A 21,227-nucleotide genomic window follows, 5' to 3' on the forward strand; every position below is an offset into this window, starting at 1 on the left:
TGGGATGTGGTATTTATAAATTTGTCTTATTCGTCATTTTGAAATTCTATGAGATCACCCGGCTGACATTGTAAATAATGACAAATTGCTTCAAGGGTCGTGAAGCGAATTGCTTTGGCTTTGCCATTTTTTAATATGGATAAATTGGCTTCGGTAATATCGATCGCTTCAGCCAGATCTTTTAGCCGACATTTTCTTTTTGCCATCATCACATCCAAATTAACGATTATCGTCATGGCATTATCCTTAAATGGTCAGTTGGGCATCTGTTTTTAATCGATTTGCTTCTTTGACAATCCAGGAGGCCAGTAAAATAATAAATGCAGTAATCAGGGTTGTTGCATTGGTTGAGCCCAGAGTGATACTTATCAGCCGTTTGCCTACTGGATTATTGAACGTTAATGCCGCAGTAATCAGCGGTTGATAGATTAATTGAATGAACTCTCCAAAGATCATGAAGATACTAATATTTTTGATTAGTTTAATATTTTCTTCCTCAAATAAAGCGCCTTGTTCATATAATCGAAAGAGTCTGGCAAGTTGGCGGCAGATAAGCACTGTAATGGTTATAGGCACAAGTTCTATAGCGAGAATAATGAAGCGATGAGTTAAAGATATTTGAGAGGGGTTCTCAACCAGATCTCCGGAAAATATAGAGTGCCATGCTCCCCATTGCAGCATGGTTTCCAAATGAAACAGGATAAGATAAGTTACTCCAAGTGGGAGTGCCCAACTGAGTGTTTGAAAAAAAAGAGACAGAATGTGACTGGTTCTTTTTATTTTATGCATGATGACACCTCAAACGGGATTATTTGGTCTGTATTATAATAAATAATTATCGTTTATCAATAATAATTTATTATAATTTTAGGGGCTGTTGACATTTCATTATATTCAAGCCTACTTTCCGCGACTTGTTCGCGGAATCGATAGATCGTGCGCAAAATAAGAATATATTGCGCCTATAAAGAGTGAATTGGGTCCCGCGAACAAGTCGCGGGGCGTCGAAACTTGAATTGTCAACAGACCCTGGTTATTTTATTGTTTTTTAATATTTGCTAATTAATCCTTTTCCTCATTATTTTTTAATGAGTTCGATTATCGCGCTAATCCAATCGGGATCATCGTTCATACACGGTATTAATGTAAATTTCTTGCCACCGAGCTTTAGCCATTGCTCTCTGGTCCTGATGCCCATTTCCTCCAGCGTTTCCAGGCAGTCGGTAACAAAAGAAGGGCAGACTACAGCAAGATTTTTGATGCCTTTTGCAACTAATTCAGATAAAAGCTCATCCGTGTAGGGTTTAATCCACGGAGTTTTGCCTAGTCTGGATTGGAATGATGTGGTGTATTGGTTTTTAGTTAAATTTAATGCACTGGCTAATAAACGACTGGTTTCATGGCATTGCGCTTTATAACATCCTTGGTTACTGCTTGACACAGTTGGGCAAGCCTCCTGACAAACAGTCTTACAGCCACTTTTTTGCACTTGCCGTTCAGGAATTCCATGATAACTGAAGAGAAGAAAGTCATCTTCATCTATATGATGACTTATTACTTTGGCTTGAGCATTAATGTAGGAGGGATGCTGGAAGAAATCTCTGATGATGGTTATAGAAGGGATGACTTCCTGTTTTGCGAGAAGCCGCATGACTTCCTCAATGGATGAACCAGTTGCCGCTGATGAATATTGTGGATACAAAGGCAGAATAGTAATAGATTCACACTCTTTTAATTGATTTAGAGCATTTAAAATTGAGGGTGAGCCATAACGCATACCCAGGACGACTTTGAAATCAGCCCCCAGTTTTAATTGCAGTTGATTGGCTATTTGTTGATTGTGAATCAACAAGGGTGATCCCTGTTCTGTCCAGATTGCCTGGTAAGCATGCGCTGATTTTTTGGCTCTGAACGGTAGAATTATGAGATATACAAGTACATAACGTAACAATACAGGTAAATCAATAACCCGCTTGTCTGTTAGAAATTCGCTTAAATAGGTTTTAACTGCAGAAACTTCAGTACTGTTTGGCGTGCCTAAATTAATAAGTAATAAACCTTGCTTCATTGGTATATTCTGCCCGATTGATTCAATACGGGTGATAATACATGAATATGATGGTCGCAGCAGCACAATTATTAAAATGCTGCTGCGCTAAAGTTTTAAAGAGTACTCAAATCAAGCCATTTCTTCTTCAGCTGTCTCACTCAGTGCAATAACGTTTGAAGCATGGAGGCCTCTTTCGCCGTTTTCCACATCGTAGGTGACCGTCTGACCTGGAACCAGAGTTTTGTAACCAGTACCATGAATTGATGAGAAATGAACAAAAATATCTTCACCACCACCTTCCGGAATAATAAAACCCCAACCTTTGGCATTATTAAACCATTTGACTTCGCCTCTAGCCATAAATCCTCCTTTTGCTAAAGCTTATCAATCGTCGACTGACCTTTGGGCGTCAGTTGATCAATTGCATTCGTCCATAAATGACAATTGTTTACGGCCTATTTTACAATAGGTTATTTCAACATAACTTAAAATGGGATCATTACTCAATAGGTTTATTAAAATTTATCGATGACTTATTTAAATTATGAATCTTGCTTTGTTAGAATAGGCTATTAATACGTGATGTGAGCCTTTTTTGTTTCTTATCGATGAGCGAATTCAATCTACTGGTTTTGTTTTAGGCGACTGGCCATTATCTCGAGTCTTTTTAAAGAATGAGGCTCAATTTCCCTGGTTTATTTTGGTTCCCAGAGTTGAAAACATTCAGGAAATGTATCAGTTGAACAAACAGGAACGGCTGATTCTGATGGAAGAAATGAATCAGTTGTCTGTCTTGGTTGTTGATTATTTTAAACCAGACAAATTGAATATAGGCGCTCTTGGAAATGTAGTTTCTCAGTTGCATGTACATGTCGTTGCCCGCAATGAACACGATAGTTTATGGCCCCAGGGGATTTGGCAATCATCAAACAGTCCTGTGCCCTATGATAACGAGGCAGCAGATGCCCTGGTGTTGGTATTCAAGGATCTCATCCTTGAAGCAGGGAAGAGAATAGGCTAACTTTAAATGAAGGGTAATCAATGGTTTTTTTAATTAAACAGCTCATTCTTAATAATTCCTTAATTTGTTTATGGTATTCTGGTCTAATTGATTTTTCGTGAGGAGTTATTATGGATTTTAATAGTACTTCTAAAATGTTGGCAAAAATGCATGGGCAAAGAAAATCCGCAGATACTGACACGTTAGATGTAACGGATAGTATCGAGCCTGTTGATGCAAACACAAATCAATTGACTGCTGCTCCTCAACTAACACCTTCTTCTAAAATGGAAGAAGTTCTTACGAACAGTCTCAGAGCAAATCTCTCAAAAGAATACTCTCCAATGGAATAAATTCCACTTTTTATAAATAGCTTTAAGTCTAAATTATTCAAATTAGTCTGGTGCGAAAGCTTTTTTTTAGGTATATACTTTTTAATAAGAGAATAGTTCTTGAGGTTAGAGTATGGCTGGGGGTTTTTCTGCAACAAGTCACTGGCGTGATTCAGCACGAAGTGCTCGTTTTTTTATTGTGGATGCTCGGGCAGCGTTTCCTATATTTTTATTTTTAATGCATATTAGAGTGTGGACCGGGATTTTGGTCTTAATCTCAGCGGTATTCTTTGGTATCGTTGAACATTATGGTTTTACCATCCCTGTTTTTTTGCGATGGCTAAGAAGTATCATGGCGGGGTCTGTTAAATCATCGCAACCATGGTGGAGATAATGGAACGAGATATCAGTAAATGTATGGGTATAATTGCCGCAGCGTTGAATGCCAAATTTTATTTAAATGATCGTTTTGTCAGTTACGATGAGGTCTTTGCAGATACTGGTTTATTACCCGCAATCGCCAAGCGGGCTGATCAATTGTGTTCTTTATGTCTGGGGTATGGATTAGGAGCAACTTTTGATGAGGCTGAGGGGGCATTATTGGGTATACGTGTTGTATTTGATGAAGTCACCCCAAATGTGTTACGTTTGCTGTGTATGACGGATGTGGTGAATGAATTAATACATGGTGGGCCAAGCCGGGATTACACTCCTCTGGATGAATTAATGTATGATTAAATGCTCTTCGCAAATAATTGTAAAGAATTCGAAAGTTATTAAAGCAGTTACAATTTTTGATAATCTGGTTTGCTAGACTAACCTTATAAAGCTATATATGTAGGAGTTACCGAATGTCAAATGCAAGCGATGGAAATTCAAGATACAGGGATAACAGGTACAGTTTTCATCTCAGTACATCGGGTGAAACGGCGGGAGTACCCCCTGAATTTGTCCATCAGAATGTCTTACGCCCGGTTAAAGAATTACTGCAGAAAACGGCTAGAGCACTTAGCTTAAGGCCTGATGACGCTGATTACCGAAATGTGGTTGAATTACTGAACAATTGCATCAATGGAGTCCAGAACGGATTAGACAACAAAATTGTCAATCAATCTGCATCAGTGCATCATGAACACGATGAACATGTAACAACATCTCAAACATCTTTGGGGTTTTAAATAGATACATTACTGGAATTCCTCTCATCGATTTTCGTAAATACTGTTATACTTTATTCATAAACTTATTAACTTAGGGCGTTTTGCCCTCTCACCAAAGTATTGATGTTATGAAAGATCGACTCTCAGATGAGCAAAATGAAGTAATATTGAAAGCCTTGAATGATGCCATTGAAAAAGGGCCGTGGGATAAGTCTAATTTTTTAAAAGTTGTCGGTAAAAATTTAATTGAAATTCGTGATGGATTCATCAATCAATTAGGTGCAAGCAGCCGTGCCCAACTTAAAGCAGAATCCCATCTGGCAAATCGTATAGCCCTCAGGAGCGGACAGCAGGAAATCTATATTTCTTTATATTCTTCCGATGGTACTTCGATACAATCTTGGGAGAAGATTATTGCAAATCTTCCTAAACAAATGATCTCTCGACCTATATATGCTGACGAAGCTGATGTTAAAGCACTGTTAAAAACGAAAGAAAACAAACAGAATGAAGCCTACGTTGCAATATACATTAATCAATCGGATATTTTGCCTCTTTCTTCTGATAAGGCTCCTGTTGATAAACTTGGTAAAATGTTATTAAGCCTGAAAGATAAAACACTTAATCTGGATAATATCAGTCGTTTTGTACATAGTACTGGTGTCTATAAATTTGAACGAAACCGATTGATTAAAATATCGTAGCCCGATTGATTTTATTGATTATTTTCATCATTTTGATTATCTCCAGAGCCTGTTGACATTTCATCTATTTACCCCTATTTCCAGGGCTTTACTCCTGAACGATCTTCATTTTTTTAATGAAACTATTTTTTAGATTCCGCGCATAAAGCGTAGAACGTAGGCTAAGACTGCAATAGTCAAAAGATTCTAACCTATTGAATAATAGGAGCAAAATTTCAGTATAACGGTTCTGAAACCAAGTATAAAACGAGTTTGCGATGTTAAGGCTAATGCTCAATAGCCTTAGCAAGGCAATCCAAATCGAATATTCGCTAACATACTGTTCTGGATTGCCTCACAGCGCTCTCGACGACGACTCATTTGTAACAAATTAAAAATTCGTTCAAAGAACCTGGTGAAAATATCGCAAATTTATCTCAGAGCAGTATATACTTGAATTAATCAATCTAATTAAAAGTTTTAACAATGGCTCAGCAGCAACAACAATCAGGTTCAGACAATGCAATGGCACCAGTATGGATTATCATACTGTTGTTTATTACTGGTTTTCTTGTTTGGAAATTTGGGCATGCATACATCGTTAGTGCTGTTTTTGAAATAAATATCTGGCAGGCTAGACTGGTTAATTTGTTCATTAATAATCAAGCCTTAACGAATCAGATATACCTGATGCAGACTATTGATCCTGCTACGGTGCATTGGGAGCAATTGATGCAGATGACGGAGAACGTAGGTAATTTTATGCGTTATCCGGTTGTTCTTGTTTTGATAGTGTTAGCCGTTGTCCTTTATAAATCCAATATAACCTTAAAGTTCCGCAAAGCTCATGACATGAAAAGTTTGAGGGCTCAGGAGCAATTCAATTGGCCAGCAATTATGCCTGTGATTAAAGAAGATTTAGTCAGTCAGGATGTGAATACAGGACCTTGGGCAATGGCTTTGACCCCAATGGAATTTGCCCGTAAATATAAGTTATTAAGAAAAGATGATGCTATATTGGATAATCCTATACCCGGGCAGGAAATGACTGCAGGGATCAGACGCGGGGACGCAAAGCGGGTTTTTACCCTGCAATTGGGCCCATATTGGGATGGTTTTGAGCGTTGCACTCCACAAGCTTATGCCTTGGCGGCTGTTTTTATTGCCCGAATGAATCGGGACAGGGATGCAGCCAATAACATTCTTAAAGTGTTGGACGCGACTTTTGTTTCCGGGAAACCGGATTTTTCGGTTGCTAAACCCGTGATTAAAAAATACCAAAATGCTGATAATGTTCAGGAAATTATATCAAAGCATGCATACATGCTGACTGTACTCGCTTCCTTGCTTGAAGGCGCTCGAGATGATGGAGTCGTTCCCAGTTCTGAATTTCTTTGGTTAAAACCCGTGGACAGGCGATTATGGTATATGCTTAATTGTGTAGGCAGACAAACGCCTTATGCTGAAGTTGGTGGTCCATTTGCTCATTGGCGTGCTGAAAAGGAAATGGGGCGCCGCTCATTAGTCCCTATGATTGATGAAGCGATTCGAGCTTTGGAAATTGCAATTAAAGAGATTAAATTAACACCTCGTCAAATGGGAGAGTTAGAGCCATGATGCGCGGTATTGATAGTAGACATGAGTTAGATCCAACCCTTCTCTTAAGGGATACTCGAACTTTAACTCAAAGATTAGGGGATTTCTTTGCCGATCCCACCAATATATCGATATTGCTTTTTGCGCTGGCTGCCGCAGCATATTACTTTTCTGAAGTGGCAACCTTATTGATGTTAATCGGCTCCTTATGCTTCCTTTACAGTTTTACCCGAAAACAAAAATTACCCTTCCGTTTGCCGCAAATTGCGCGTGTAAAGGATTATAACGACATGAAGCCGGGTATTAATAAACCCAATATTGCACGAGGAATTGCATTTTTCGGTAATGATAGAAAAACGGGTGAAGAGCTGTGGTTTGCCAATGATGACATGAGAACCCATGCTTTAATTTTCGGTTCTACTGGTAGTGGTAAAACAGAATGTTTAGTCTCTCTTGCTTACAATGCATTGGTTCAAGGTAGTGGATTTATCTATGTGGATGGTAAAGGGGATAACTCTCTTTATGCAAAAGTCTTTTCTATGGTTCGAAGTATGGGGCGTGAAGATGACTTGCTGCTAATTAACTTTATGACCGGTGCGCGCGATATTGTTGGCCCTCAGGAAAAAAGACTTTCTAATACCTTAAACCCTTTTTGTCAGGGTTCCTCAAGTATGTTGACCCAGTTGGTGGTAAGTTTGATGGGCGGATCGGGTCAGTCCTCTGATGGGGATATGTGGAAAGGTCGTGCTATCGCATTCGTTGAAGCCTTAATGCGTTTATTGGTTTATATGCGTGATGATGGCGCTATTCTTCTTGATGCAAACTCCATACGAAACTACTTCGATCTACAACGACTGGAATCAATAGTAATTGACAAGGTATTCCCTCGAGACGATCAGGAGAGCGTTAATATTGAGCAGGTTCCCAAACTGGTAACCGACCCGTTGCGAAACTATTTGAACACCCTGCCGGGTTATAATAAAGAAAAAAAAGGAAAGCAGGTATCTCAGGTATTGGAACAGCATGGTTTTATTACCATGCAGCTGGTACGAAGCTTTTCATCATTGGCTGATACTTATGGTCATATTATTCGAACCAATTTGGCCGAAGTTGATTTTAAAGACGTTGTATTGAATCGACGAATCTTGGTCGTGTTATTACCTGCCCTGGAAAAATCTCCAGATGAATTATCAAACCTCGGTAAAATTATTGTGTCTTCATTAAAAGCCATGATGGCCGCAGGACTTGGTGAAGAGGTGGAAGGGGATTACCGCGATGTTATTTTAAGAAAACCAACCAATGCACCCACACCCTATATGTGCATTCTGGATGAGTACGGTTATTATGCGGTGCAAGGATTCGCGGTGGTACCTGCTCAGGCGCGATCTCTAGGTTTCTCTGCTATATTTGCGGGGCAGGATTTACCCGCATTCCAAAAAGCATCAAAAGAAGAGGCGGCTTCAATTGGCGCGAACACCAACATTAAAATTTGTATGAAGCTGGAAGATCCTACTGAAACCTGGGATTTCTTCACCAAAACTGCAGGCGAAGCTTATGTTACCAAAGTAGACTCATTTCAAACAAAGGATACCAGTATCGCGAATAGTTATATGGATACTAAAAGTTCTTCATTTGAAAAACGATCTCGAGTGGACTTATTGGACTTAAAAGAACAAACAGAAGGTGAAGCACATATATTCTTTAAATCCAAAATTGTACGGGCGCGAATGTTCTATGCGAACCCAAAACCAGTGAAACAATTGAAAATCAATCAATTTTTGAAGGTTGAACCTCCACCTGATGATTATTTAATGAAGTTACAAAAGCAATTGTCTTCATTCCAGCAAATATTGGATAGTGGTGATTTAAGTATCAATAAAGAGGTCGAAAATGAAGAGATTAGCTTAATCAGCAAGGTATTAAGGGAATCCAATATTGAAGAGCCTATTGAACGAGGAGTTGCGGCATTAATAGCATTCCACGGCCATAACGAGCCAGAGCCCGTTGAGGATATTATTGAGGAAGAGGTTGAAGGTGCATTGACCATATTTAGCCCTCTCAGGATTAACAGTAATGCTCCACCTATTTTAGTGAGTGATAAAGCGACGTTCTCTGAATCTTTGTTGCCTATTAATGAAACAAGAAATCAAATGATGATGATAGAGCGACTTACTGGAGCTAAAGATAAGTATGCCGGTACAGTTGCGAATGAACTGATCAAAGACTTTCAATTAGCAACAAGCTATCCTCCTGAAGATCGGGATGTTATTGATCCTCAGGAACTTACTGACGTTGTTAGGAGTTTGTCTTCTCGAATTGCATTGGAACGTGAAAAGGCTATTAAAAAAAGTGAGGAAGAGTTTTCCTGATGAATCAGTTATTCAATGAATCTGCCCTGGTGTAAGGTCGAAATCTCTCAAAAACATCATTCCGCATATGATGGTTTTCTTTACTCCAGGTGCTTTTAGGCACAACTACCATCTGAAAGGTATTTCGCTCTATTTTCTTCCGTTTTGAACGTATTAATTTAACTCACCAAGAGTTTATTTTATTCACGAGCAATTAAAAACAACAGTTCTCTTTTGCGCAGCATAAATAATTTCTTTAAAAAAATAGCAATTTTATTAAATTCATTGTAACGTAATGATTTGTATGTTTTTATTATCGGCTAGTAGTTTAAGATAGTTAGACATAGATAACACATGAAGTCTTTTTTCAAAATTGGGGATAACGGGTGAGATCAGTGCGTACTAACTACATCATTATAATGATCCGCGTCATTGGGTTGATGGTCTTGCTTTTGCTCAGTGCTTGTCATCGCTCCCATTATGTTCCAGATGAAGATGATCCAAAGCTGCCTTGTAAAGTTCAAGGAGCCTGTGACTCTACTATCATGAAGTATTTTACCAAATTGAACAAAAGCGGTATAAAGGTAGTCACTATAGGCCAGGATTATTTAATCAGTATTCCTGCAAGCGCATTGTTTGATGATCAAACTCCTCATATAAAATGGTCTTCCTATGGTTTATTAAATGAAATATCAACGTTTCTTAAACAATTTAGAAAAGTAGCAATTACAGTAACGAGCTACAGCAGTAAATACGTATCCGTTCAAAGAGAACGGGCATTAACTATGGCACGATCCCGAGTAGTGGCAGAATATTTATGGTCTCAAGGTATTGATAGCCGTTTTATCTTTACACAAGGGTTAGGTAGTGATAAACCTATAGTTAGTTTTAACCAGGGAGGCGATAAATCACCAAATGCCCGAGTAGAAATTACGTTTCGACGTGCTGTAGTCAATTGAGGAAGTTATGAGCCGGGAAAATTGGTTATTAATTCAAAGAAATAAAAACTTTAATGTTAATATTTACCGAAGTGGTCTGGTTGCCTTAATTTTTTCACTTTTGATAAGTGGTGTTATTGGTGTATTGATATTTTACCTTTATCTGCATCAGCCAGAGAGAGATTATTACGCGACCAGTGGAGTTACTCCCCCGGTCAAGCTAAAGTCGATACCGACACCAAATGAATCGTCTGTACCTTTACTGGAGCCGGATCCACCAACAGATGATGTACCAAGGATTATACCGCAATAATTAGAGGTTATTATGGCTGAAGATGCCTTAGCAGTTGTAGCATTAAGAAATCAGTTTTATAAAGATAGCCAGCGTAAAGTAATATTAGCGCTTTTGATTGCTATTGTGGTTAATTTTATATTGGGTTCGATGTTGGTTTATATTTTAACTCATCCCCCCGCTCCTCGATATTTTGCAACAACAATTAATGGGCGCATTACCCCACTGTTTCCTTTGAATGAACCAAATCAATCCGATTCTGCGGTATTGCAATGGGCAAACCAGGCGGCAATTGCTGCTTTTACCTACAACTTTGTTAACTACAGAGACGAGTTGCAGGCATCTTCCGGTTTCTTTACTGCGGATGGCTGGGATCAATTTCTTAATGCACTTCAGTCTTCAAACAATCTTGATGCGGTAAAAGCTAAGAAGTTGATTGTTTCAGCTGTTGCTACCCGTGCACCCATTATCTTGCAAAAAGGGGTATTAAATGGTAGTTACTCCTGGCGGGTACAAATGCCTATATTGGTTACATATCAGAGTGCCAGCGAATTTACACAGCAAAATAATGTGGTAACCATGTTGATTACTCGAGTATCCACTTTAAATTCCCCTCGCGGTATTGGTATATCACAATTTGTAGTCGGACCTGCCAGTGGTGGGGTGAATTAATGATGATTAAAACAAAAATAAAATTTAAACTTAAGATTCTTGCTGCATTGGTTAGTCTGATGCCATTGGGTAGTTTTGCAGCAAACCAGGGCGATGATGCAAAACAGGCTTTACAGCAATTACGGATGTTGCAGCAAAAATTATCTCAGAATCCTGGCCAGGACAGTCAAGGTTCTAGTGATTCAAGTGGAAGTGCTGCCCCATCTGCAGCTAATGCGAGTAATCAATCGCCTCCCAGTACGGTACAGACTCCTTCGCCATCGACAAATCAGTCACAGAATTCTTCTAACAGTGATACTCAGGCAATAACTCAATCAGAAACTGAAATCATTGACAATAAAGCATTCAAAGACATGACTCGGAATTTATATCCTTTAAGCCCCGAACAAATTGTTCGTTTAAAGCAAATGTATCAAACAACGGAGTACGCTCAGGCATCTACTCCTGGCACTCCACCAAAGCCAACTGCCACATCGCAATTTGTTAATTTGTCGCCAGGATCTACCCCTCCGGTGATCAGGTTATCGCAAGGATTTGTTTCTTCTTTGGTTTTTCTGGATTCTACTGGCGCTCCCTGGCCGATTTCAGCATATGATTTAGGCGATCCTTCCGCATTTAACATCCAATGGGACAAGACCAGTAATACCCTAATGATTCAAGCAATGAAATTATACAACTACGGTAATCTGGCTGTGCGGTTAAGAGGCTTGAATACACCGGTCATGTTAACTTTGATTCCAGGACAGAAAGCTGTTGATTATCGCGTTGATTTGCGTGTACAAGGCTATGGCCCTAACGCAAAAACAATGCCTATGGAAGAGGGAATACCTCCTTCAGCCAGTGATATATTACTTCATGTTTTGGATGGTGTGCCTCCTGCTGGAAGTACTCGTTTAGTAGTTAGTGGTGGTGATGCACGTGCATGGTTATCCAATAATAAAATGTATGTTAGAACCAATCTTACGATATTGTCACCGGGCTGGTTAGCAAGTATGACCAGTGCTGATGGAACGCATGCTTATGAAATGCAAAAATCTCCGGTGTTATTAGTGTCCTGGCATGGCAAAGTCATGCAACTTAAGGTAGAAGGGTTATAAAAACATGGCAAGCAGAAAAGAAAATATCAAGTCACTGTTTTCCAATACTCGAACTCGAGTGATTATCATTTTTACATTAATCCTGTTGATTATCGCTGTCGTTATTGGTTACATGAAGCTAAGAAGTACCATTCAAGGCCCTTTATCAAAAGCTGCAGTGAGTGTGACACCTGGAATTCAATCCATTCCTGGTGTGCTTGATCCAACAGCACAATATGCCAAATTGCAAGAAGAGCAGAATATTACCCAAGCCAAGCAAGCCGAAACTACGGGCGGTAGCGCCATACCAACCATTATTCGTACCCAGGCACTGGGTGAGGGAGTAGGAGTTATTGGTGCACAGGGTGGGCAAAGTGGTGTTGGTTTTACTGCTTTAGCCAGAGAGGATGATGAAGGGGCCCAACGAAGTTTGTGGATACAGGATCTGCAAAATGGTGGTTGCAGTAAGGCAGTTATTAATAAAGTAATCAATCAGGGCGCTTTATTAAACGATCTGAAGCAAGCATGCAGTTGTGTGCAACTGAAGGATAGCGGTTTTGTTCTTAAGGATCTGGAACAGGTCTGTGAGTGCAAAGAATTAAGAGCCGCAGGATATAATGCCAGACAACTTAAAGAAGCAGGTTACACCGCAGCGCGATTAAGAAGTTGTGGTTTTGATGCGTGTGAGTTACGAAATGCTGGATTTAGCGCTCAGGAAATGAAGGATGGTGGATATTCTGATGGCGAATTAAAAGGAGCTGGATTTTCTGATAATGAAATTGCCAAGGCCAGTGGTTTACCCGATGGAATCTCTGCTGATGACGTAAGAAAAGCAGGATGTGGTGTTGCTGCTCTAACCAAGTTACGTAAAGCAGGTGTATCTGCTTCTGCAATTCGAAAAATTACAGGGTGTAGTGCAGAACAGTTAAAAGCTGCAGGTTATTCTGCCAAAGAGTTGAAGGATGCCGGTTTTAGTGCGGCGGATCTAAAGAGGGCAGGTTTCTCACCCGATGAACTGAGAGCTGCCGGGTTTACTGCACGCGATTTATTAAATGCAGGGTTTACACCAGATGAGCTTGCCAAAGCTGGTTTTACTGCCGCGGAAATAAGAGCAGCTGGTGCGGAACTACCTCCAGGAATAACACCAAATGATATAAAAAATGCTGGCTGCGATGTTGAAGTATTAAAAAAACAAAGAGCCGCTGGAGTTAGTGCTGCTTTAATCAAACAATATGCCGGGTGCAGCGCGCAGGCATTGAAGGCTGCTGGTTTTAGCGATGCAGAATTGGCAGATGCCGGGTTCACCCCGCAAGAGATTAGTTCTGCTGGCGCCCTGTCTGATGCAGATGTGAAAGCAGCAGGTTGCGATCCCGATAAGTTGAAAAAATTACTTAATGCAGGTGTTTCTGCTAAACGGATCAGAGATTTAAATGGTTGCAGCGCAGAAGCATTAAAAAAAGCTGGATTTGATGTCAAATCCTTAATGGATGCGGGATTTACACCAGCTGAATTACTCGCTGCGGGTTTTTCTCAGAAACAATTGCAAGATGCCGGCTTAAGCCCGGCGTCTATTATTGCCAGCGGTAGAACAGCTGATTGCAGTGTTGAGTCATTAAAAAAAGCCAGGGCTGCAGGTGTAAGCGCCCTTACAATCAAACAAACGATGGGATGTTCTGCAGCGGCATTAAAGGCTGCAGGGTATTCAGCAAAAGAACTGAAGGATGCGGGATTTACTGCTGCTGAGCTTAAAGCTGCTGGTTTTAGTGCAAAAGATCTGAAAGATGCAGGATTTAGTGCCAAGGAATTACGTGATGCAGGTTTTTCAGCACAAGATCTGAAAGCCGCTGGTTTCAGTGCAAAGGAGCTCAAGGATGCCGGTTTTAGTGCTGCAGAACTAAAAGCTGCAGGCTTTTCTGCTGCACAACTTAAAGCAGCGGGATTTAGTGCAAAAGATCTGAAGGATGCCGGCTTCTCTGCTGCGGATTTGAAAAATGCAGGATTCAGCGCAAAAGAACTTAAAGATGCAGGTTTTTCAGCGTCTGATTTAAAAAATGCGGGGTTCAGTGCTAAAGATTTGAAGGATGCTGGATTCTCAGCCGCTGAGCTAAAAAATGCTGGTTACAGTGCTGCAGAACTGCGAAATGCGGGCTATACAGCTGCCGAACTGAAAGATGCCGGATTTACTGCAGGTCAACTACAAGCAGCGGGATTTTCTGCAGCAGAATCAAGCATGGCAGGTTTGCAAGAACCTAACCTGCAACAAAATCCTTCTTCGTTAACGGGTATTCCTGGTTTTCCTGGTCAGAAAACATCTGCTTCACAGGCTGCATCCAGTAGTGATCAACTGCAGGCGATTTTAAATAAACAAAATCAACAGATGGCTGAGCAAAAATACCAACAAAAAATCCAGCAACGAACTTCGGATATGCTTTCTGCTGCAAATCAATCAATACAAGGCTGGAAAACTGTTAGTACTCAGGTATACACGGCAGGAACTGAGGAAAAACCTGCTGGTGCAAGTGAAATTGCTCCTGCTGGCTCAGCAAATCCTACAGCTCAAGGACAACAGGCGCAGGCACAAAACAATGCTCCACCCCAAAAAGCTATCATTAAAACGGGTGACATTGTATTTGCTGTCATGGATACTTCAGTCAACAGTGATGAACCAGGCCCAATTTTAGCAACTATAGTTACCGGCAAATTGAAGGGCGCTAAATTGATAGGCAGTTTTAATTTACCTTCTAATGCGGATAAAATGGTGATTACCTTTAATACCATGTCCGTGCCTGGTGCAGCAAAAACAACATCAATATCTGCATTTGCGATTGATCCCAATACAGCCAGAACTGCTTTATCCAGCAGAACAGACCATCATTATTTAATGCGTTATGGTTCTTTATTTGCTTCTTCATTTATTGAAGGATTCGGTAATGCATTCCAATCAGCGAATACTACTGTAAGCATAGGTGGTACTGGTGGTGGAAATAATATCACCGTATCGAATGGTATCGGTCGATCCTCTCTTGAAAATGCCGTTATCGGTTTGGCAACAGTAGGTAAAAGCTGGGGACAGCAAGCGCAACAATTGTTTAATACCCCAACTACCGTTGAAGTATTTTCGGGAACTGGTTTGGGAATTTTATTTACACAAGATGTAACAACTATTTAACTTGATGGCAGAAGAATAATGGCAGAACATGATCAAGATAATGATGAATATCGATTTGCGGAGCTGGATTCATTTGAAAATGAATCAATGGGTGGATCTGAACTGGGTCAAAGCAGCGACCTGTCTTCCGGGAAGGGGCAACGTTCTGAGCAAAAGAATATAAAACGGAACGCTTTGATTGCTGTAGGTTTGGTTATTTTTGCTATGGTGTTGTACAAGTTCATTGGTTATATGTTCTTCTCAGGTGCATCAGAACCTGTGGCAAACAAAGCCGCTGTACCGCCGATAACACAAGTGGCGACAACACAACCCGCACCAACGACAACGATTACTCCTGCCCCTGTTCAGCAAATTCAACAGGTTCAGCAAATTGACTCACAAGCGGAAAGAGAATTGACCAATAAAGTTTCTGCTCTTGAAGCATCTCAACAAAGTCTTAGATCAGAGGTGAGTGCTCTTAGTGACCAGATTGGAGCGATTAACAATAATATTAATAATTTGAATTCGCAAATTGCCAATCTCAACCAGGTGATGGGGACTTTATCAAATCAACTAGCCAAACAATCAGAAGTTATTGGTGTGTTGATTGCTCGTTCACAGCCTAAAAAAGTGAAACCAGTTGCTCGTTATGTGCCTCAGAGTATTAAATATAATATTCAGGCAGTAATTCCAGGTCGCGCATGGCTAATTGGCTCAAATGGTTCTACAATTACAGTTAGAGAAGGGACAAACATTGCAGGATATGGAGTGGTGAAATTAATTGACTCACTACAGGGTCGAGTGTTAACCAGCTCCGGGCAAGTAATTAAGTTTAGTCAAGACGATAGTTGAGGCGAATATGGCAACTTGTACTGGCGGCACAGTTTCATGCTGGATCTCAAGCCAAGCTGATATTTTAACGAATCTTGCAAATTCATTAGCTCCTGTAGAACGATTACTTACAGGTGGTGCTTACCTTATTGGTTGTGCTTTTTTATTTAAGGCAATCTATAGTTTGAAGGTTTACGGTGAGGCTAGAACTATGATGTCCAATAGTGCCAGCGTCAAAGAACCAATAATGTATCTTATGGTTGGAGCGATTTTAATTTATTTTCCAACTGCATTTAAAACATTTATGCAATCAACCTTCGGATATCAAAATGTACTTCAATATGCTCCTGTAAATAGTAGTAATCAGGCGCTTGACACACTTTTTGGTAGTGGTAGCGTCGTTGGAAGACCATTAGCTATGTTAATACAGGTAGTTGGCATAATTGCATTTGTCAGAGGATGGGTATTAATTGCTCGCTCTGCATCTCAAGGGCAACCCCCAGGAGGTACTGGAAAAGGCTTAATGCATGTATTTGGTGGGATTTTAGCAATCAATATTGTAGGTACTATTAATATGATTAATAATACTTTATACGGGTAAGGTTAGACTAAATTAAAATTGGGAGAGAATAGTGAAAAGTAAAATCGTCAATAAATCAGGATATAAGTACTGGTTGATGAGTGCGGTGTGCATGGGGCTAATTGCTTTAGTTAGTCAAGAGGCCGCAGCAGGATCAATAACAATAGGAAATATGGCTTCAACTATAACTGGTTCGTTCACCAGTTTAGCTAAATTGATTACAGCAGGTTCCTACTTGGCTGGTTTAGGATTTTCTATTGGTGCCATTATGAAGTTCAAGCAACATAAAGATAATCCTACTCAAATTCCAATTGGAACACCTATCGCGCTGGTATTTATTGCGGCCGCATTATTATTCCTGCCTTCTATTCTCGGTGTGACAGGACAAACCATGTTTGGAAGTGCTGGAGAAACTGCAGGTCCTACTGGTACAGTATTTAAGTAAGTATGAAGCCTGTTTAGGATATAGAAACAAATTGGGTAGAGTATCGTTCTTTACCCAATTTGGTTTTTTTTCCAAATAGGTTTTTATGATTTTGAAGTAGAGTTACATAAAGGTGTCTAAAGGCTATAAAACTGAAACTGTTCATGCTATGAATGGTTAAGGGCACCCTGGTTCTTAAATTCAGCTTAATGTGAGCCGAGAATATGGCGGGTAATCAAGAACGCTGCGAATTAAAATTAATTGCTACACCAGGTTCCTGGCGTTTGTATTCAGCCAGAAAAATTGATGAGCGATTTAAATCGTATGAGCAAAAAATATTTAACAGAGATCGTTATACCTGCCAGTTTTGTGGATTTCAAGCGCGCTTATTTCAAGAAATTGTAAACCTTGATAATGATTATACAAACAACAGGTTATCCAATCTGGTAACTGCATGCTGTTTCTGCGCTCAATGTTTTTTTATTGAGTCTGTAGGTGTTGGTGGTTATGGCGGTGGGACACTCATATATCTTCCTGAATTGAGTCAGTCTGAATTAAACAGCTTATGTCATGTTTTATTTTGCGCTATTACAAATGACACGGGCTACAAATCGAGCGCACAAAATATCTACAGAAGTTTTAAATTTCGCTCCCAAATTGTTGAAGAAAAATTTGGTGAGGGAACAAGTGATCCTGCAATATTTGGGCAATTAATGATTGATTCTGGCGTAACAAGTCAAGAAATTAGCAGTCAGCTTTTGAAAAATGTGTGCTTATTACCTTCAAGAGCGAAATTTAGAAAACAGATAGAAAAATGGGCTGCCAGTGCATTAGAAGAAATTGCTGAATAGATATTAAAGAATTAGACGACTGAGATTGGTGACATAAAACCATAATGGTCGTGAAATAAATAAAAATTGGGGATAAGGGATGGCGAAATGGTCAGAATCGTTTTTTGAGGGTATAGATACCTTCTTTGCCTGGTTAAGCACTTCTCTGAAGCAGACGACTGAGTCGTATGTTGATTTGGAAACTGCAGACAGTCCAACTGTCCTGGTCAATCATGATGGTTCTTTAATTTCAATTATAAAGATTGAAGGAGTGACCGCACTGGCTGGAGCTGAAGAGTTTGATCGGTTAGTCTCTGGTTTAAATAACGCATTTCAGGCCGCAATGGGAAGACCTGGCCATGCCCTGCAAGTCTATTTCAGTCATGACAAGCAAAATATAAAAAAGGTCATCCAGGACATTTACGAGCCAGCGGAAGCTACAGCAAAGCGGCTTGATCTGACCTTAGGAGATTTGTTTGACGAACGTGTCGATTATTTAGCGCAATACTGTGCTGAAGAGAGAGTTTATTTTGTATTGATTACCCGTCCATTTAATCTCTCCAATGATCAGTTGAAACTATCTTTCAAAGCCAAAGCGAAATTTATTAAAGACAATAAAATACCTCCATTTAAAAATACCCAGACGATTTTTGCCGCAGTACCTGAATTACGAGATACTCATGACGCCTATGTACGAGCTATCATGAATGATCTGGATGCATTACGTGTATTTGCCAAATTGCTCGATGTTCATGAGGCCGTACATGCAATTCGGATGACTGCAGATCCTGATTATACAGCAGACAATTGGCGCGCTACTTTACCTGGTGATAAGTTGCCTGTACGTGAAGTAAACAGTTTTGAAGGAGACCCTTCAGATCTGTTGTGGCCCTCGCTGGCGAAACAGGTTATTCCCAGAGATGCAGAAGTTCTTGATTTAAGAACGGTTAGGGTTGGTGATAAAATTTATGCGTCTACCTATATTGATTTGTTTCCAAAAGATGTAAGACCTTTTATTACCCTATTTTCGCGGATACTACCCTCTCATGTTCCCTGGAAAATTGCTTTCTTAATTGAAAGTGAAGGCTTAAGTACGATTAAACTCAAAGGTCTTTTGTCCGCCATATTAAGTTTCAGCTCCGCCCAAAACCGGCTGATCAGTGATTCGGTCAACTTGTTAAAATACCTACAGCTCAATACTGATGAAGCGATTGTGCGCTTGAGAGTTGTTGCAACTACCTGGGCACATGAAGGAAACTTGCCCTTGCTTAGACGAAGAAGTTCGGAGTTAGTCAAAGCAATACAGGGTTGGGGCTCGACGGATGTTTCAGAGATTTGTGGTGATCCTTTTGCCGGGTTTGTTTCTACAATGCTCGCAACAACAATGAATAGCCCAGCAGTACCTACTGTTGCACCCTTATCAAGTGTGATCTCCATGCTGCCTATAACGCGCCCGGCATCTCCCTGGAAGACTGGCGCTTTACTGTTCCGATCCCCGGATGGTAAACCGTGGCCATTCCAACCGGGTTCTACAGAGCAGACAACCTGGATTGATTTGGTTTATGCTCGCCCTGGATCAGGTAAATCAGTATTATCCAATGCCATCAATTTGGCTCTTTGCCTCTCAGGGGGATTAACTCGATTACCTCGAATAGCCATTATTGATATTGGACCGTCAAGTAGTGGTTTGATTTCATTATTAAAAGAAGCGCTTCCAGCCTCAAAACGTCATCTGGTCGCTTATCATCGCTTGCGAATGACGCCTGAATATTCTATTAACCCATTTGATACTCAGTTAGGTTGCCGTTATCCAACCGCATTGGAACGATCCTTTTTAGTGAATTTTATTACCTTGCTCACCACACCCTTAGGCGCGGTAAAACCTTATGACGGAATGCCTGATTTGGCAGGTATGGTCGTCGATGAGCTCTATAAGAGCATGGCCGATGAATTTAATCCCACTCCTTATGCTCCTGGTGTTGAGGAATTCATTGACAGTATTTTAGAGGAAATTGGGTTCGTACGTGATTCCAAATCTACCTGGTGGGAAGTTACAGACTCGTTGTATTCAGCCGGATTTGTGCATGAAGCCATGTTAGCACAACGATATGCCATGCCTTTGCTAGCCGACGCGGCATCGATTTGCCGCTCTTCGTCGATTGAGGACTTGTATGAAAAAGTGACCGCGCCTACTGGTGAATCACTCATCAACGCATTCTCAAGAATGATTTCTTCTGCCGTACGTGAATACCCCATTTTGTCACGAGTCAGCAGTTTTGATATCGGTGATGCTCGAGTTGTATCTCTTGACCTTGATGAAGTAGCCAAGAGTGGCGGTGACGCAGCAGACAGGCAGACTGCAGTGATGTACATGCTGGCACGGTACGTATTGGCGAGACATTATTACTTGACTGAAGAAAGCTTGAATAACATACCGGAACAATATAAGGAATATCATAAGCAACGAGTTCTGGAGATTAGAGAAGATCATAAGCGTATTGTTTATGATGAATTCCATCGTACCTCTAAATCAGCCGCTGTTCGCGAACAGGTCATTATCGACATGCGGGAAGGGCGTAAGTGGAAAGTTCAGATTGCTTTATTGTCACAGTCTGTAGATGACTTTGATCCGGTAATGATTGATTTCGCCACAGCTATTTATATTATGGATGCCGGTCCGTCCCAAGCTATTGAGAAAACCACTGAAATTTTTGGACTTTCTGAAACAGCAAAAGTAGCTTTACGCAACCGAGTACATGGCCCTCGTCAAGGAGGAGCTACATTCCTGGCGCAATTTGCTACCAAATCAGGAGTGAATGTTCAATTGCTGACCTTAACTCTGGGGCCTGTAGAACTCTGGGCATTCAGTACGACTGCAGAGGATGCGACTGTTAGAAATCATTTATACCGTCATTTAGGGCCTTCTGAGGCGAGAAGATTGCTTGCTGCATTGTTTCCCAATGGTTCTATCGCCAAGGAATTGGAAGCACGATTGGCAACAATGAAGGAACAAGTCGGTTTAATTGAAGAGGACGAGCGTGACGGAGCTATTGATCAGCTTGTAACTGATATTTTGGAAGCTTATGCAAAAGATCCTAATATTAAATCGTTGCCTGTAAAAATCGGTTAATAAGAGTCTGATGCCATTTCATCTATTTACCCCGCTTCCCGCGGCCACAGTCGCGGGAATTTGCTTGAGATGTGAGTATATTTGCTCACTAAAATGCACCTGCTTAAACTCCAACCATTACTAGATTCTGCGCATAA

At 40.5% G+C, this 21,227-nt stretch carries 22 protein-coding genes; 18 read left to right on the forward strand and 4 right to left on the reverse strand.

All coding sequences use genetic code 11. The features are described 5' to 3' along the window. Positions 1-26: 26 nt before the first annotated feature. The 4 genes from G543_RS0105465 to G543_RS0105480 form a co-directional block, all read right to left on the reverse strand. A complete protein-coding gene (locus tag G543_RS0105465; protein WP_028383639.1) occupies positions 27-236 on the reverse strand; it encodes a helix-turn-helix domain-containing protein in 210 nt (69 codons plus the stop codon). 10 nt (positions 237-246) lie between these two features. Then, the gene (locus G543_RS0105470; protein ID WP_028383640.1) at positions 247-789 is read right to left on the reverse strand and encodes a DUF2975 domain-containing protein; all 543 of its coding nucleotides are present in this window, start codon (positions 787-789) and stop codon (positions 247-249) included. Positions 790-1,078: 289 nt separating this feature from the next. Beyond that, positions 1,079-2,068: a ferrochelatase gene (gene hemH / locus G543_RS0105475; protein ID WP_028383641.1), complete on the reverse strand. Its 990-nt coding sequence runs from the start codon at positions 2,066-2,068 to the stop codon at positions 1,079-1,081. Positions 2,069-2,179: 111 nt separating this feature from the next. After that, positions 2,180-2,410: a cold-shock protein gene (locus G543_RS0105480; RefSeq protein ID WP_028383642.1), complete on the reverse strand. Its 231-nt coding sequence runs from the start codon at positions 2,408-2,410 to the stop codon at positions 2,180-2,182. 235 nt (positions 2,411-2,645) lie between these two features. Between G543_RS0105480 and G543_RS0105485 the strand changes: the two genes are divergently transcribed. From G543_RS0105485 to G543_RS0105570, 18 genes are all read left to right on the forward strand, one after another. Continuing rightward, positions 2,646-3,071: an HIT domain-containing protein gene (locus G543_RS0105485; protein ID WP_028383643.1), complete on the forward strand. Its 426-nt coding sequence runs from the start codon at positions 2,646-2,648 to the stop codon at positions 3,069-3,071. A gap of 110 nt (positions 3,072-3,181) precedes the next feature. Further along, complete coding sequence (locus tag G543_RS0105490) at positions 3,182-3,403, forward strand: hypothetical protein (protein WP_028383644.1); 222 nt, start codon at positions 3,182-3,184, stop codon at positions 3,401-3,403. A gap of 112 nt (positions 3,404-3,515) precedes the next feature. After that, complete coding sequence (gene icmT / locus G543_RS0105495) at positions 3,516-3,776, forward strand: IcmT/TraK family protein (RefSeq protein ID WP_028383645.1); 261 nt, start codon at positions 3,516-3,518, stop codon at positions 3,774-3,776. Continuing rightward, positions 3,776-4,120, forward strand: coding sequence for a type IV secretion IcmS family protein (locus G543_RS0105500; RefSeq protein ID WP_028383646.1), 345 nt, complete (start codon positions 3,776-3,778; stop codon positions 4,118-4,120). The genes icmT and G543_RS0105500 overlap by 1 nt, the downstream gene beginning before the upstream one ends. A gap of 113 nt (positions 4,121-4,233) precedes the next feature. Further along, on the forward strand, positions 4,234-4,560 hold the full coding sequence (locus tag G543_RS0105505; protein WP_028383647.1) for a hypothetical protein: 327 nt from the start codon (positions 4,234-4,236) through the stop codon (positions 4,558-4,560). Between the two features lie 110 nt (positions 4,561-4,670). After that, positions 4,671-5,246 carry a Dot/Icm secretion system protein IcmQ gene (gene icmQ / locus G543_RS0105510; RefSeq protein WP_028383648.1) on the forward strand — a complete coding sequence of 192 codons (576 nt, stop codon included), beginning with the start codon at positions 4,671-4,673 and terminating at the stop codon, positions 5,244-5,246. Between the two features lie 465 nt (positions 5,247-5,711). Beyond that, positions 5,712-6,842 carry a type IVB secretion system coupling complex protein DotM/IcmP gene (gene icmP / locus G543_RS0105515; RefSeq protein ID WP_028383649.1) on the forward strand — a complete coding sequence of 377 codons (1,131 nt, stop codon included), beginning with the start codon at positions 5,712-5,714 and terminating at the stop codon, positions 6,840-6,842. Beyond that, complete coding sequence (locus G543_RS0105520) at positions 6,839-9,190, forward strand: TraM recognition domain-containing protein (protein ID WP_028383650.1); 2,352 nt, start codon at positions 6,839-6,841, stop codon at positions 9,188-9,190. Before icmP ends, G543_RS0105520 begins: the two co-directional genes overlap by 4 nt. A 365-nt stretch (positions 9,191-9,555) precedes the next feature. Next, positions 9,556-10,128 (forward strand): type IVB secretion system protein IcmN/DotK, encoded by a 573-nt coding sequence (icmN, locus tag G543_RS0105525; RefSeq protein ID WP_028383651.1) that lies wholly within the window; start codon positions 9,556-9,558, stop codon positions 10,126-10,128. Positions 10,129-10,135: 7 nt separating this feature from the next. Next, a complete protein-coding gene (gene icmM / locus G543_RS0105530) occupies positions 10,136-10,420 on the forward strand; it encodes a type IVB secretion system protein IcmM/DotJ (RefSeq protein WP_028383652.1) in 285 nt (94 codons plus the stop codon). A gap of 12 nt (positions 10,421-10,432) precedes the next feature. Beyond that, positions 10,433-11,071, forward strand: a complete 639-nt coding sequence (locus tag G543_RS0105535) for a type IVB secretion system apparatus protein IcmL/DotI (protein ID WP_028383653.1) — start codon at positions 10,433-10,435, stop codon at positions 11,069-11,071. A 59-nt stretch (positions 11,072-11,130) separates the two neighbouring features. Beyond that, positions 11,131-12,168, forward strand: a complete 1,038-nt coding sequence (gene icmK, locus G543_RS0105540) for a DotH/IcmK family type IV secretion protein (protein ID WP_238584756.1) — start codon at positions 11,131-11,133, stop codon at positions 12,166-12,168. Between the two features lie 4 nt (positions 12,169-12,172). After that, complete coding sequence (dotG, locus tag G543_RS0105545; protein ID WP_028383655.1) at positions 12,173-15,316, forward strand: type IVB secretion system protein DotG/IcmE; 3,144 nt, start codon at positions 12,173-12,175, stop codon at positions 15,314-15,316. Between the two features lie 15 nt (positions 15,317-15,331). Further along, positions 15,332-16,147, forward strand: a complete 816-nt coding sequence (icmG, locus tag G543_RS0105550) for a type IVB secretion system protein IcmG/DotF (RefSeq protein WP_028383656.1) — start codon at positions 15,332-15,334, stop codon at positions 16,145-16,147. Between the two features lie 7 nt (positions 16,148-16,154). Continuing rightward, complete coding sequence (locus G543_RS0105555) at positions 16,155-16,727, forward strand: hypothetical protein (RefSeq protein ID WP_028383657.1); 573 nt, start codon at positions 16,155-16,157, stop codon at positions 16,725-16,727. Between the two features lie 76 nt (positions 16,728-16,803). Further along, positions 16,804-17,151: a hypothetical protein gene (locus G543_RS0105560; RefSeq protein WP_051190594.1), complete on the forward strand. Its 348-nt coding sequence runs from the start codon at positions 16,804-16,806 to the stop codon at positions 17,149-17,151. 203 nt (positions 17,152-17,354) lie between these two features. Next, complete coding sequence (gene icmJ / locus G543_RS0105565; RefSeq protein WP_028383659.1) at positions 17,355-17,981, forward strand: type IVB secretion system protein IcmJDotN; 627 nt, start codon at positions 17,355-17,357, stop codon at positions 17,979-17,981. Positions 17,982-18,060: 79 nt separating this feature from the next. Next, positions 18,061-21,090, forward strand: a complete 3,030-nt coding sequence (locus G543_RS0105570) for a type IV secretion protein IcmB (protein ID WP_028383660.1) — start codon at positions 18,061-18,063, stop codon at positions 21,088-21,090. The last annotated feature ends 137 nt before the right edge of the window (positions 21,091-21,227 follow it).

The organism is Legionella moravica DSM 19234 (assembly GCF_000423305.1).
GTDB classification, from domain to species: domain Bacteria; phylum Pseudomonadota; class Gammaproteobacteria; order Legionellales; family Legionellaceae; genus Legionella; species Legionella moravica.

Coding starts and splice junctions, on each gene's coding strand:
- G543_RS0105465 (WP_028383639.1), bottom strand. CDS start 236: ATGACGATAATCGTTAATTTGGATGTGATGATGGCAAAAAGAAAATGT.
- G543_RS0105470 (WP_028383640.1), bottom strand. CDS start 789: ATGCATAAAATAAAAAGAACCAGTCACATTCTGTCTCTTTTTTTTCAA.
- hemH (WP_028383641.1), bottom strand. CDS start 2,068: ATGAAGCAAGGTTTATTACTTATTAATTTAGGCACGCCAAACAGTACT.
- G543_RS0105480 (WP_028383642.1), bottom strand. CDS start 2,410: ATGGCTAGAGGCGAAGTCAAATGGTTTAATAATGCCAAAGGTTGGGGT.
- G543_RS0105490 (WP_028383644.1), top strand. CDS start 3,182: ATGGATTTTAATAGTACTTCTAAAATGTTGGCAAAAATGCATGGGCAA.
- icmT (WP_028383645.1), top strand. CDS start 3,516: ATGGCTGGGGGTTTTTCTGCAACAAGTCACTGGCGTGATTCAGCACGA.
- G543_RS0105500 (WP_028383646.1), top strand. CDS start 3,776: ATGGAACGAGATATCAGTAAATGTATGGGTATAATTGCCGCAGCGTTG.
- G543_RS0105505 (WP_028383647.1), top strand. CDS start 4,234: ATGTCAAATGCAAGCGATGGAAATTCAAGATACAGGGATAACAGGTAC.
- icmQ (WP_028383648.1), top strand. CDS start 4,671: ATGAAAGATCGACTCTCAGATGAGCAAAATGAAGTAATATTGAAAGCC.
- icmP (WP_028383649.1), top strand. CDS start 5,712: ATGGCTCAGCAGCAACAACAATCAGGTTCAGACAATGCAATGGCACCA.
- G543_RS0105520 (WP_028383650.1), top strand. CDS start 6,839: ATGATGCGCGGTATTGATAGTAGACATGAGTTAGATCCAACCCTTCTC.
- icmM (WP_028383652.1), top strand. CDS start 10,136: ATGAGCCGGGAAAATTGGTTATTAATTCAAAGAAATAAAAACTTTAAT.
- G543_RS0105535 (WP_028383653.1), top strand. CDS start 10,433: ATGGCTGAAGATGCCTTAGCAGTTGTAGCATTAAGAAATCAGTTTTAT.
- icmK (WP_238584756.1), top strand. CDS start 11,131: ATGCCATTGGGTAGTTTTGCAGCAAACCAGGGCGATGATGCAAAACAG.
- dotG (WP_028383655.1), top strand. CDS start 12,173: ATGGCAAGCAGAAAAGAAAATATCAAGTCACTGTTTTCCAATACTCGA.
- G543_RS0105555 (WP_028383657.1), top strand. CDS start 16,155: ATGGCAACTTGTACTGGCGGCACAGTTTCATGCTGGATCTCAAGCCAA.
- G543_RS0105560 (WP_051190594.1), top strand. CDS start 16,804: ATGAGTGCGGTGTGCATGGGGCTAATTGCTTTAGTTAGTCAAGAGGCC.
- icmJ (WP_028383659.1), top strand. CDS start 17,355: ATGGCGGGTAATCAAGAACGCTGCGAATTAAAATTAATTGCTACACCA.
- G543_RS0105570 (WP_028383660.1), top strand. CDS start 18,061: ATGGCGAAATGGTCAGAATCGTTTTTTGAGGGTATAGATACCTTCTTT.